Raw genomic sequence first — 12,233 nt, 5'->3', positions numbered from 1 at the left:
ATTTACAATTTATCTTGCGTAATCAAAAATCCTTTCTATATTCATTAGGAACTCAGTATTAGTTGGCGCTATTTTGAATATTTTTCATATTTATTACGTTGGTTTTCCATATTTATTAGTGCTTTTCTAGCTAACTCACTGATTATTTGTAAGTTAAGTGTTTTGGTAATACCAATTTACAGCAGGCTTTACAGTGGAACATTTTTTGTTATAAGGTGAATAAATATCTACAAAAAGTGAAGGTTTATACCAGTTCGTTAACATCGAACAGGAAAACCAAACAGCAAGTAAGGGGTAAAAATGGATATTGGAGCGCAGCTACTGCAAGCAGGAAATCTTATGCTGACCGGTATGGTTGGTGTTTTTGTTTTTCTGTCCATTTTGATTTTTGCGATGCGACTGTTGGCCAACTTTGCTGCTCAATTTAAAGAAGTAGAGCCAAGTACCACAAGATCAAAAACAACCAGAGCAACATCGTCACAGGGTGTGCCGCAGGCACATATTGCAGCCATTAGCGCTGCCGTTGCAGCCTACAGAAAAAACAATTAATAGGGGTTTTGCATGTCACAGTTAAAGCTAACCGAATTAGTGCTGCGCGATGCGCATCAGTCATTACTCGCCACCAGAATGCGCTTGGAAGATATGCTTCCTATCGCTGAGAAGCTCGACAATATGGGCTACTGGTCTGTTGAATCATGGGGGGAGCAACCTTCGACTCGTGTATTCGCTATTTAGGCGAAGATCCATGGGAGCGGATCCGTGCACTGAAAGCTGCAATGCCAAAAACCAAACAGCAAATGCTACTGCGTGGTCAGAATCTATTGGGCTATCGTCATTATGCTGATGATGTTGTCGAAAAGTTTGTTGAACGTGCCCACCATAACGGGGTAGATGTATTTAGAATATTCGATGCAATGAACGACGTGCGCAACTTAGAAACGGCTATTAAAGCGGCCATCAAAGTGGGCGCGCATGCGCAGGGCACGATTTCGTACACCGTAAGCCCTGTTCATACGCTGGAAATGTGGCTCATGCAGGCCAAGCAGCTCGAAGACTTAGGCTGTCATTCCATTTGTATCAAGGACATGGCTGGATTACTGAAACCCTATGATGCCGAAAAGTTAATCTCTGGGCTTAAAGCGTCCGTCTCTATTCCTATCGCAATGCAGTGCCATGCAACCACAGGGCTCAGTACTGCAACTTATCAAAAAGCCATAGATGCGGGTATCGATATGCTCGATACGGCGATATCTTCTATGAGTATGACCTATGGCCATAGTGCAACAGAAACTATCGCGGCGATTGTGGAAGGTACAGAACGTGATACAGGGCTTGATTTACTGGAGCTAGAAGAGATCGCAGCCTATTTCCGTGAGGTGAGAAAGAAATATGCAGCTTTTGAGGGTAGCTTAAAAGGAGTAGATGGTCGTATTCTATCTGCACAAGTGCCTGGTGGCATGTTAACAAATATGGAAAATCAACTGCGAGAGCAAGGTGCAGGTGACAAGCTTGACGCAGTACTAAAAGAAATTCCAAGTGTGCGTAAAGAACTTGGCTACTTACCGCTGGTAACACCAACCTCACAGATTGTCGGGACGCAAGCGGTATTAAACGTACTTACCGGTGAGCGTTACAAGTCTATAACCAAAGAAACTGCTGGCGTGCTGAAAGGCGAATATGGAGCGACACCAGCGCAAGTCGACCAAGCTTTGCAACAACGCGTGCTTGAAGGCGCAGAGCCTATTACCTGCCGTCCTGCAGACTTAATTGAACCTGAGCTGGATAGTTTACAAAGCGAGTTAGTCGCCACTTCAAAAGAGGAGCAAATTACCTTAGCCGACGAGGTTATTGATGATGTGCTTACCTATGCATTATTCCCGCAGATTGGCCTTAAATTCCTGAAAAATCGCAATAATCCAGATGCGTTTGAGCCAAAACCGACGCTTGTTGAAAGCAAAGAGCAAAAAGCTGCAGCGACGCCTGCTAAAGCCAAGTCATCAACTAGTGAGCGTTACAGCGTAAAAGTGGATGGCAAAGTATACGATGTGGTGGTTGCGCCGGGTGGAGAGTTACAAGAAGTACAAGTCAAAGACAGTGAGCTTATTCCTCAGTCAACCTCGGTAAGCTCCAGTGAAACTTTGAATGCGCCACTTGCTGGCAACATCTTTAAGCTTATGGTGCGCGCAGGAGATGAGGTGCAAGAAGGCGATGTGGTACTCATCATGGAAGCCATGAAAATGGAAACCGAGGTGCGCGCAACACACAGTGGGCAAGTCGCGGAGCTACTCGTCTCTGAAGGCGACTCCGTCAGTGCTGGCGATGCCATCATGTCTTTAGCATAAGGATGTCGTGATGGAAGGGTTACTTAATTTATGGCAAGCAACAGGACTTGCCAACTTCACCGTGCCTGCACTTTGTATGATGGCTGTGGGCTGCGGACTTTTGTATCTTGCGATCGCCAAAGGCTTTGAGCCGTTGCTATTGGTGCCTATTGGCTTTGGTGCCATACTCACGAATATTCCTGTCGCTGGGCTTGCCGATCCTGGTGGGCTTTTATACTACGTGTATTACATAGGTATAGACAGCGGAGTATTCCCCTTACTGATCTTTATGGGGGTGGGGGCGATGACGGACTTTAGTGCTTTGATAGCTAACCCCAAGATGCTGTTGCTTGGTGCCGCAGCTCAATTTGGGATCTTTGCCACCTTGTTTGGGGCTATATTGCTGAACTATATTCCGGGCTTTGAATTTACCCTGCAAGACGCCTCTGCAATCGCCATTATTGGCGGTGCAGATGGTCCAACTGCGATCTTCCTCGCGTCTAAGCTTGCACCAGAGTTACTAGGGGCAATTGCGGTGGCAGCCTATTCGTATATGGCGTTGGTGCCAATTATTCAACCACCAATCATGAAAGCACTCACGACGCAAGAAGAGCGCCAGATTGCGATGCCACAGCTGCGCCATGTATCAAAAACCGAGAAAATCCTCTTTCCTCTGGCGGTACTGGGTCTAACGATACTGTTTTTACCTGCTGCAACACCTTTGGTTGGTATGTTCTGCTTGGGTAACTTGATGAAAGAGTGTGGTGTAGTAGACCGCTTGAGTAAAACGGCGCAAAACGAGTTGATTAATATCACCACCATTTTCCTCGGTTTGGCGGTGGGCTCAAAGTTGGCAGCTGATCAATTCTTAACGGTTGAGACGTTGGGGATTTTAGCACTAGGTGCCGTGGCATTTGGAATTGGTACCGCAGCAGGTGTATTAATGGCTAAAACCATGAATAGATTTAGTGATACCCCCATTAATCCGTTAGTTGGCGCTGCTGGGGTATCCGCAGTCCCGATGGCGGCGCGTGTGGTCAATAAGGTTGGCCTTGAAAGCAATCCGCATAATTTCTTGCTGATGCATGCGATGGGCCCCAATGTCGCGGGTGTATTAGGCAGTGCGGTTGCTGCTGGTATTTTGCTTGCATTGGTAGGCTAATTTACACTTCTCCAACCATTTGCGTGGCGATTTTAGGTTGCCGCGCATTTTTTAGACCTATAATACAAGCTCAATTGGGGAAATAAGACGGTAGTAAGTTTTGTTGTCACTTTGATGCTTTTTGGTATCAAATTGTTTAAAAAAAGTCTTTTTTGTTTCTATTAGGGGGTTGTTCTTTTGTTTTTCTTGTGTATTGTGTTACTTGAATATAACAATGAAAATAAGGAAGTAACATGAAACTAACTATTAAAAAAACAAATTTAAAAAGCTTATTAGGTAAAGAGATCGCAGCGGCTCAAACTAAAGATGTTGCAGGCGCAAGAGGGACTGATACTTTAACAGGACTAATGGCATGTAATCCAGCTCCAACAGGTAAGCATTACTGCATCCCTCCAAAAGATATGGTTTAAGAGCTACGGCTCATCTGAACTCATTCAGATTACAATTCTATTACGCCTGATGTGAAACTATGTTAGGCGTATATACAACTAATGACTAAGCTATAGAAAACATAACAATTCACTCTCCCACACGTGTTTAACACCAAAAAATCGATTTCTGTTATTTAGCCGTTTGACGTTTCATTTCGCTGGACTTTATATTCTTAAACTTGATAGTCTTTCGTCACTTTTAATTAACATGAACAACTTCAGATGAAGTTTTTAGCTCCTTTCTTATTTTTGTTACCCTGTGTGACAGTTGCAATGGAAACATCGACTTTAGTGGTAACGCCGATAGCAGAGCATGTTTATAAACATGAATCTTCGCTACACGTTGAACCTTGGGGGTTAGTGGCAGGCTCTGGGCTGATTGTGGTCGACGGTCAAGATGCTTACATTGTTGATACACCTTGGACCGAGCAAGACACAGAAGCACTGCTATTGTGGGCCGAGGACCGCAAGCTCAATATTAAAGGGGCGGTGGTCACGCATTATCATCAAGATGCAAGCGGTGGCCTAGCGGTATTAAATAAACATCAGATCCCAACCTATGCATCAGCCCAAACTAACCATCTATTAGCCCAAAAACACAGCGCTATCGCGTCACATAATTTGCCGCAAGCCTCAGCAGCGATAAAGTCAGGTGTCGTTGAAACCTATTACCCAGGTGCAGGACACTCGAAAGATAATATTGTCGTGTGGCTGCCACAATCTAAGATTTTATTCGCAGGATGCTTTGTGAAAAGTGTGGTGAGTAAAAATTTAGGTAACTTGGAGGATGCTTCGGTTGATGAGTGGCAAGCGTCTATACACAAGGTATTGAGCCGATATCCGGAAGCAAACATGGTTATTCCAGGGCATGGTAAAGAAGGGGATTTATCTTTGTTGCACCATACCGTTAAGCTAATCAAAATCGAGCAATCAAAAGGTAAATAAAGGACTGACATGAAATTTATTCCGTTTCGTAATTTACGCTGTCCGGGTTTAGAAACTGCGCTGTGGTATTGTCGCTTGTTGTTTTTAACGGGCGTAGCCTTGATAGTGCTTGGGGTTATCAAAGAGGGGATTGCAATCTATCATTGGCTAATCGCCATGATAGAGAATGGCGACGCGCCAATAAAAGCAGCCTATATCTATGACTTAGATTTGCTTTCCCACCCAAACTTTCATTTGATCATTGTTGGAGTGGTGAAGATCTACTTCTCCTGTGGCCTCGCGATTAAACTGAAAACAATGTCCCATGAGCAGGCGTTACAAAAATAACGAATACCACGTAAAGGAGTCTCATAGAGGAGTTTCTCAGAGAAATTTCTTAGACCCTTTTACGCGGCAGAGCTACTATTTAAAAATTAATACTCCAGCTGTCCGCCATTTTGGATAAAGGCGACATATTCGTTCCAAACATCTTCAACACTTCGGCCCAAGATATGTTGAAATGCTGCATCAAATGACCAAGTATAATTGCCCATATCTTTCGCCGCTTTATTAAACTTGTAGATAAACTCAGAGTCGTGCTGTTGTTTGACGTAATGTAAGAAAAACCCAGTTGTGGTGTAGCCACTAAGCCAGCGTTTAGCGTTGATGATATCTGGTGAGCGTGACTTATGAAAACCAGCACCGATCCGCACGGCATCAGCTAGACCTTCGGTGTATGCCCAGTTTGCCTTGCCATCACCATAGCTGTCATGAGTCAGCGGCGAGTTATTGTAACCATGGGTGACTTCGTGGAATAAAATGCCGTCGATTTCATCACGGATCACGGCATCGTTGTTATTATTATCGCGATAAATACGTTCTAAGTGCGCGGTGCTAACGACGATAGTCATCTCACCCGAACCGTCTTGCCCCATCTTATAGGCAACGAAATCCTTACCCCAATGATCTTTGGCTCTCAACTCAAACTGCAATTTTCTAAAACGCTGGGATTCACTGGCGTCGCGGTATAGCACTTTTGCTACATCCACACAGCGTTCGGCCATGTGTGCAGCTGGGTTTGGTATGATCCGTTTAAATAATGCCGAGCCTTGTGTTTCAGGGTTTACATCAACAAAGTTTACTTCCGGACGTTGCCATGTGTCGTTTGGTGGTGTGCTATCGCTACTGACGGCTAATTCATAATTGGCGCTTTGGAAACCGTATACAGAAACATAAACCGGCGCATTTGAGCTTATATCGCAGCGCTCGTTGGAGCTGGCATCATTGATACTTTGGCAGTCATAACTTGCGGTGGTCGGTTGGCTATTTGCTTTTAGGTATAGATCTGCATCACCGCTACCAGTCAAGGTTGCTGTGATAGGAGCTGAGCTTGTAAATGGCCCAAAATGTGCCCATTGGCCAGGGGTAACGCTGCCATTTTGGTTAAATGGCAAGGTTGTACCACCGTTTGCCGGAGCACCGATAAATTCGATTTCTGCAAGCTGTAATAAATTGGCACCTTGCGTTGCGGTGACATTTAAGCGCACAAAGCGGTACGCTTGATTGGTACTGACATTGAACTGCTTAGTTTGATGTCTCGAAGCAAAACTTTGATTGTTTTGCGAATCTATAGTAAACCACACTTGACCGTCTTGAGAGCCTTGAAGCGTCCAATTTTTGGGATCTCTTTGTGGCGCATCGTTCGCAGAAGTGAGGGTGTAAGCTGTTAAATTCACCGCTTCGCTAAACGCATAACTTATCCAACCGGAAGCTGAAAAAGTAAGCCACTTGCTGTAGTGGTTATTATCAAATGCGTTGACTTTGCCCTCATAGGGTTGGTTTTCTCCTGAAACGCTGATAGCAGCGGCATTGGCAGTTGTCAGATCGCTGTTTGCGTGCGCCGAGCTTAAGCCCAGGCTCACTAAAGCGGCTGCTATAAAAGAACGTTGGAATCGCGTTTTAGCTATAATGATGTTCATGTTGACCTCTTTTGTATCGTTCCATTTTTTGTGGGCAGATACCTGTTGATGTTGTATCCATGGCTATTTTTATTTTGGCGTCCAAATAAGTTTGGAACGGTTTAATTGTTGTTGCTTTTATGTACGTTTGTCAAATGGAAATTTACTTTAATTTAACGATAAGGGCAGAATTGGTGTTCCTGAGTTAGGTTGAATTACGATGCGAAGGCTAGCACTATCAGGCTTTACAGGGCGTAATGCTAGGGATGTTATTTATTGTGAACTGTGTTTTGTTGGGGCGTGTTTGATTGATTTTTCGGGACTTTTTTATTCGCAGTCTCTTGAGTTGCAATTTGTTTGTGTTGTTTCTTTTTTAATCGCTTTCGCTCTGCTTTAGTTACGTGTTTTGCCACCCATTTAGCAATCTTTTGCATGAGCATTGGAGGGAAGTCATGACCCATCCCATTGACCAGTTTTAGTTTGGATTTTCGAATAGTAGCGGCGGTTTGCTGGCCAGCGGCCGCGGGAAAAATAGGGTCGTCGGTACCATGGATAACAAGTGTAGGCGTTTTGATCTTTGCCAGCGTGTGCTTGCGACATTGGCTTGCGACAATCGCCGCAAGCTGGCGCTTAAATCCTTGCGGGTTATGTGCGCGTTCAATACTGTGTTTGGCTTGTTGATGTAGCGTCCCTTCGTCTTGAGGGTAGGCGGGACTGCCGATCAGCTGGTTGAGTTTTATATTGTATTGAATGGCAGATTGGTGGCAGTCTGACTTTGGCCGTGCTTTTGCCAGTTGCAGCATGACTTTTACATTTGCTGCGGTAAACTTGGGATACGCTGAGGTTGACATAATTGAGGTCAAACTTACCACTTTCTTTTTATGCTTAGCTGCAACGATTTGTGCAATCATCCCGCCCATAGAAGCACCAACAAGGTGGGCGCGTTTAATCTTAAGTCCTGCCATCAAAGCGACAACATCTCCGGCCATATCTTCTAAGGTATAGGGAACAGAAGCGCGGATGGGAAGCTTTTTACTCAGCATGGTTTTTATCACACTCGGTGAACCTAAATGGTCCAAGTGGCTCGATAATCCCGTGTCGCGATTATCAAAACGGATCACCCGAAAACCTTTATTGACTAGCCCAAAGTACAATTCATCTGGCCAAATTGTCATTTGTGCCCCAAGACCCATTATCAAAATAATTACGGGGGCGTGAGGCGCTCCCTCGTCCTGATAATGTATGCTGATCCCGGTTGCAATCTTGATATCGGTCATTGTCGCGAACGTTTAGCTTGACTTGAAAGGGCTGCATTTAAGTATAGAGCGTGGGTATGAACTTAACTTTAAAATAGCAGTCAAAAAAGACGAAAATTTATTGCTAAAAGCCATTGCGCTTTAAAACATTTAGGTTAATATTCGCGCTTGTTGATGGTCGGAAATTATGCATCAACGCTATCAATTTATACGATTCTTATTTGGAGTAAGTCATGACTAAAAAAAGCAAACTTCAGCATGCTCATCAGCGTGGTGAAATTAAAGACAACGCACTAAAAGCGTTAGTAACCAGCCCGTTGTTTAAGGCGAAAGTTGAAAAGAGCAAAAAAGGCAAAGGTAGTTATCAACGTAGCGTAAAGCACAAAGGCCAAGAGCCTTACCTTAAGGCAGCCTAAGCTTTAAGATAAGGTTTTTTGCTGATACATTTGCTTGTCAGCTTGTGCGATTAAATCGCTGATATCTGTTATCGGGTGTTGGGAAAATGCTCGCCCGACACTACCTTGAATTGCTACTTTTTGTTTCCCATGACTAAATTGCAAGGTATTGAGTTGTTGTTGCAGCTGTTGTGCTTTTTCTTCTGCAGATTGTGTGTCGTCAAATAAGCAGAGCGCTGCAAACTCATCGCCACCTAGGCGTCCTACAATATCTTGTTTTCTGATACTTGATGACAAAAACGTCGCAACATGGGCAAGCGCCTTATCTCCAGCATCGTGACCAAATTGGTCATTAATCAACTTAAATTTATCTAAGTCAATGTAAAATAATGCCAAAACACCACCACGTTTATTAAATTGCTCGACTAGCACGTTGGCTTGTTTGTACCAGCCTCGACGGTTAAAAATGCCGCACAATTGATCATAATTTGCTTCATTTTCAGCTTGTTGTTTTTGCTGTCTGAGTCGTCCAATGCGTTTAGATACCGCAACGGCAAGCAGTAAAGACTCAATGGCAAACGCAAAAATAAGTGCATAGCGCTGCATAAATGGGCTATATCCCACTAACAGCACGCGAAATACCATACCGACTAATACTAGGCTCAGTGCCGCAAAAACCAAACTTGCTTCGCCAATTTTGCGCTTGGTTTGAAGAGCTGATAGCACAAAGATAGTAGCGACAATAACGAGGGTTATATAGGCCATAATTTGGCTTAATAAGTAGGACAATTGTGCTTGTTGAGTGGGAATTTTAAGTATGCTCAGGAGCATCACGATACCCGCGGCACTTTTCAGTAGCAACACGAGTTTTGGCCACTGTTTGTCAACAAGTAGGATACTCAACATAAACCAAGTTGCTGAAACCACAGTGAGACCAATACTAAGTAGATATGCGTGTTTGAGTAATGGTTTATACTGAGATGAAACAAAAAGATTTAATTGCCCTTCTTGGAATAATACAAATCCACAAAGGCAGAAGATATAAGCGCCGTAGAGTCTAAATATAGGATCATTGAGGCGACTACCCATGATCAATACATAGCAAATTAAGGTAAAGCAAAGTCCATAAAATGCGCCCATGACTAGGCTGCTTTTTTGACTTTCCCAAATAAATTTCCCCGTGCTCATCAGCCTAAATCTTGGCGTATGAATTTGCATAGAATCTAAGCTTAAGGTTGCTGTGTACTTACCTTTTGGAATGATAAATGCGGGCTGTGAGAACTTAACGGGCAAAGGGGCGTTGACTCGCCACTGATAGTGATTAAGGCCAACATCTACAAATGAAAAAACGCTGTCTTCATGTAAATTACAGGCTATCGAGACGGTATTGTTGCCGCGTTCAATTTTGCTATAAGACGTCGTATTTATAGTAAGCAAAATTGAGTCGCCGTGAGTGGTCGTGAGCGAGCAATTGTCATCAAGCGCAAAAATTGAGGGGCTAAACAAAAATACGGCGCCGTAAATAAAAGCGAGTAGGAGCGTAAGCTTCCCACTAAAGTTGCTGTGTATTTTGACGCCATTCAACCTAGACTGCAGCACAACCAAAACCTAAGGTTATTGTTGTAGTTAATGTAACAAACTTGTACGTAACTTAGCCAGTGTAAAATCCCTTTAACCAGAGACTTTTTACATCCTATCGAACAAGAAGCTAAACCAGGCAAAAAACAAGCAAAAGCTACTTAATCCAAATGCTAGGGTTCGTAACCGTAAGTTACTGCCCAGTATGTGCTCGTAGCTGTGCCAATATCTTGCTGCGACAAACACGGTGCTGAGCACAAACCAAAATTGTCCCGTCATTTGCTCAGTATGCAAAAGTATCAGTAGTGCAATAAATAAAACTGGTTGCTGAAACTGGCTGTCATAGCTATTACCTAATAATCTTATGCGCTCGGGGAAGGCGTGTTTTTCAACATAGCGAATATCTTGAAGTGCAATATCACCATTTTTGACTGCGCGAATTCTACTCGTTGCGGTCAGAAGAAATAATAGCAGCGTTAGGCTAAGCAAAAATAAAATCGGAATATGGATCCACATAGTAAAGCTCCTGAGTTTGAAAGAGGTTTTACTTTAACTAGATTGATTGCTAACTTATCGTGTCAATAATGACTAGTTTTGGTTTGATATTGCCATGAAGGTGGTTTTGCTATGTCCTGAACATGTGTTTGCGAGCGCATTAACAGGTGTGATTGATATTTTGAACGTGGCAAACAAAGTCGCTGGTAAGGCGGTGTTTTGCTGGCAGACGGTTGCGCTTTCAGGGCAAAAGTCGGTGATGAGTAGTCAGGGTTTAGAATTTGTTTGTCATGCTGAATTTAGCGCATTGGCTGATGCTGATGTCGTTATCTGGCTCGGCAGTCACTTTTCATCAGAGCCTTTGTTGTGGCAACAATGCCAACAAATCAAAGCACAATTAAACAAGCATGGTATTGAATTTCATCCCGCGACTTATCAACTTGCCGGATGTTGCGGTACCGCATTTTTAGCCACAGCAGGATTGTTGGATAAAAAACAATTTACTTGTAGCTGGTGGCTCACGCCTTTTTTTACACGATACTTTCCAGTTTTAAAGCCCAACAGCCAAAAGGTAACAGAGCAAAGCGATATGGTGTATACCGCGGGCGCAGCTCATAGTTACTTGCACTTGATGCTGCGGTTTATTACCGACGTGCTGGGCTCTGAAGTGGCAAAAGCAATCGCCGCATGGCTGGCGATACCAAACGAGCAAGCGAGTCAAAATGAGTTTGTGCAGCTCAGTGGCTTTTTACAACATAGAGATGCGCAATTGCTTAAGGCACAGCATCATATTAGCGATAATCTCGATGTTTCACATAGCTTACAGAGCCTTGCGAAACAAGCTTGTATGTCAGAGCGTACGTTAATTCGACGCTTTAAACAGCACACGAGTATGACGCCGTTTGAGTATGTGCGACTTGCGCGGCTCGTTCGCACCAAACAGCTATTGCATAGCACAAACTTGAGCGTGGAGCAGATAGCCAATCAGGTTGGCTATCAAGACAGTCAGGCTTTAGCGAAGCAATACAAAAAGCACTATAACCAATCGCTTAATCGAGTGAGAGGGTAGTCATAGTGGGTGTTAACCTTTCTATTTTTTCAATCAATAACACCGGCTGTTATCGCTATAGTCAACTGCAAAATATGAGTACTACAGGAAACCAAACTACGGCAATACTAACTTGAACATGTGTTATATGTTTACTCGTAAAGTTTCTCTGCTGCTTCTTTAAGTCCTGAGTGGGGTAAAAATTGATCTGTGATTGTTAGAATCGAGTACAGATTATTTTTTAATTTATCAAGCTCTATGTTACCTGGCTTAATAGCCGTTTGTAATAAATGAATGGCCATATCAGCTAATAGAATACGCTGTTTTTCTAGCCATTCTTCATCGCCTTTGGTAGCGGGATTGCCAAGGTAGCTACTTTCTACCAAACTATGCAAATCCCAGCTAGTTTTGATTAACTTATTCCTTTCAATATCATTCACTGCCGATCTTCCGAAATATAGATATAATGACTCCCACACCGTGCTAGCTTTCTCTTTTTCGTGGGTTCGCTTTATATAAAGCAGAGCCATAATTAATTTGTTAAATAACTAAACAGCTGAGGCTAGCATGAACAAACATAACATACTTTGTATGTGAACTAATACGCATAAAGCACTTAATTAAGTAGTCATATTCTGCTCAAAACCGCCTGTCAGCTAAAGTCC

12 protein-coding genes and 1 pseudogene are annotated in these 12,233 nt (G+C 43.4%); 8 read left to right on the top strand and 5 right to left on the bottom strand.

Annotated elements, in window-relative coordinates:
* Window positions 1–300: 300 nt before the first annotated feature.
* From GSF04_RS18180 to GSF04_RS18155, 6 genes and pseudogenes are all read left to right on the top strand, one after another.
* The gene (locus GSF04_RS18180) at window positions 301–549 is read left to right on the top strand and encodes an OadG family transporter subunit (RefSeq protein ID WP_010606212.1); all 249 of its coding nucleotides are present in this window, start codon (window positions 301–303) and stop codon (window positions 547–549) included.
* A gap of 12 nt (window positions 550–561) precedes the next feature.
* A pseudogene (oadA, locus tag GSF04_RS18175) lies at window positions 562–2,342 on the top strand (sodium-extruding oxaloacetate decarboxylase subunit alpha).
* A gap of 10 nt (window positions 2,343–2,352) precedes the next feature.
* Window positions 2,353–3,483: a sodium ion-translocating decarboxylase subunit beta gene (locus tag GSF04_RS18170; RefSeq protein ID WP_010606214.1), complete on the top strand. Its 1,131-nt coding sequence runs from the start codon at window positions 2,353–2,355 to the stop codon at window positions 3,481–3,483.
* Window positions 3,484–3,716: 233 nt separating this feature from the next.
* Window positions 3,717–3,893, top strand: a complete 177-nt coding sequence (locus GSF04_RS18165) for a hypothetical protein (protein WP_165383791.1) — start codon at window positions 3,717–3,719, stop codon at window positions 3,891–3,893.
* Between the two features lie 243 nt (window positions 3,894–4,136).
* Entirely contained in the window at window positions 4,137–4,859 is a 723-nt protein-coding gene (gene bla, locus GSF04_RS18160) for a subclass B1 metallo-beta-lactamase (protein WP_211858250.1), read from the top strand.
* Between the two features lie 9 nt (window positions 4,860–4,868).
* On the top strand, window positions 4,869–5,186 hold the full coding sequence (locus GSF04_RS18155; protein WP_010606216.1) for a hypothetical protein: 318 nt from the start codon (window positions 4,869–4,871) through the stop codon (window positions 5,184–5,186).
* An 86-nt stretch (window positions 5,187–5,272) separates the two neighbouring features.
* Here the strand turns inward: GSF04_RS18155 and GSF04_RS18150 are convergent, their stop codons facing one another.
* Window positions 5,273–6,817 (bottom strand): basic secretory protein-like protein, encoded by a 1,545-nt coding sequence (locus GSF04_RS18150; RefSeq protein WP_211858249.1) that lies wholly within the window; start codon window positions 6,815–6,817, stop codon window positions 5,273–5,275.
* 248 nt (window positions 6,818–7,065) lie between these two features.
* Window positions 7,066–8,073 carry an alpha/beta hydrolase gene (locus GSF04_RS18145; protein WP_211858237.1) on the bottom strand — a complete coding sequence of 336 codons (1,008 nt, stop codon included), beginning with the start codon at window positions 8,071–8,073 and terminating at the stop codon, window positions 7,066–7,068.
* A 212-nt stretch (window positions 8,074–8,285) separates the two neighbouring features.
* On the opposite strand from GSF04_RS18145, the gene GSF04_RS18140 reads away from it, so the two are divergent.
* Entirely contained in the window at window positions 8,286–8,468 is a 183-nt protein-coding gene (locus GSF04_RS18140; protein WP_010606219.1) for a ribosome alternative rescue factor ArfA, read from the top strand.
* A gap of 3 nt (window positions 8,469–8,471) precedes the next feature.
* Here the strand turns inward: GSF04_RS18140 and GSF04_RS18135 are convergent, their stop codons facing one another.
* Window positions 8,472–9,884: a diguanylate cyclase gene (locus GSF04_RS18135; RefSeq protein ID WP_249122413.1), complete on the bottom strand. Its 1,413-nt coding sequence runs from the start codon at window positions 9,882–9,884 to the stop codon at window positions 8,472–8,474.
* A 249-nt stretch (window positions 9,885–10,133) separates the two neighbouring features.
* The gene (locus GSF04_RS18130) at window positions 10,134–10,541 is read right to left on the bottom strand and encodes an MAPEG family protein (RefSeq protein ID WP_045989911.1); all 408 of its coding nucleotides are present in this window, start codon (window positions 10,539–10,541) and stop codon (window positions 10,134–10,136) included.
* Between the two features lie 94 nt (window positions 10,542–10,635).
* Between GSF04_RS18130 and GSF04_RS18125 the strand changes: the two genes are divergently transcribed.
* Entirely contained in the window at window positions 10,636–11,589 is a 954-nt protein-coding gene (locus GSF04_RS18125) for a helix-turn-helix domain-containing protein (protein WP_211858234.1), read from the top strand.
* Between the two features lie 131 nt (window positions 11,590–11,720).
* Here GSF04_RS18125 and GSF04_RS18120 read toward each other — a convergent pair whose 3' ends face one another.
* Window positions 11,721–12,008, bottom strand: coding sequence for a hypothetical protein (locus GSF04_RS18120; RefSeq protein WP_211858233.1), 288 nt, complete (start codon window positions 12,006–12,008; stop codon window positions 11,721–11,723).
* Between the last annotated feature and the right edge of the window lie 225 nt (window positions 12,009–12,233).

It is taken from the genome of Pseudoalteromonas sp. A22 (assembly GCF_018141345.1).
GTDB lineage: Bacteria > Pseudomonadota > Gammaproteobacteria > Enterobacterales > Alteromonadaceae > Pseudoalteromonas > Pseudoalteromonas maricaloris.
This window is presented reverse-complemented; position numbering and strand designations above follow the sequence as displayed.

Coding starts and splice junctions, on each gene's coding strand:
- GSF04_RS18180 (WP_010606212.1), top strand. CDS start 301: ATGGATATTGGAGCGCAGCTACTGCAAGCAGGAAATCTTATGCTGACC.
- GSF04_RS18170 (WP_010606214.1), top strand. CDS start 2,353: ATGGAAGGGTTACTTAATTTATGGCAAGCAACAGGACTTGCCAACTTC.
- GSF04_RS18165 (WP_165383791.1), top strand. CDS start 3,717: ATGAAACTAACTATTAAAAAAACAAATTTAAAAAGCTTATTAGGTAAA.
- bla (WP_211858250.1), top strand. CDS start 4,137: ATGAAGTTTTTAGCTCCTTTCTTATTTTTGTTACCCTGTGTGACAGTT.
- GSF04_RS18155 (WP_010606216.1), top strand. CDS start 4,869: ATGAAATTTATTCCGTTTCGTAATTTACGCTGTCCGGGTTTAGAAACT.
- GSF04_RS18150 (WP_211858249.1), bottom strand. CDS start 6,817: ATGAACATCATTATAGCTAAAACGCGATTCCAACGTTCTTTTATAGCA.
- GSF04_RS18145 (WP_211858237.1), bottom strand. CDS start 8,073: ATGACCGATATCAAGATTGCAACCGGGATCAGCATACATTATCAGGAC.
- GSF04_RS18140 (WP_010606219.1), top strand. CDS start 8,286: ATGACTAAAAAAAGCAAACTTCAGCATGCTCATCAGCGTGGTGAAATT.
- GSF04_RS18130 (WP_045989911.1), bottom strand. CDS start 10,541: ATGTGGATCCATATTCCGATTTTATTTTTGCTTAGCCTAACGCTGCTA.
- GSF04_RS18125 (WP_211858234.1), top strand. CDS start 10,636: ATGAAGGTGGTTTTGCTATGTCCTGAACATGTGTTTGCGAGCGCATTA.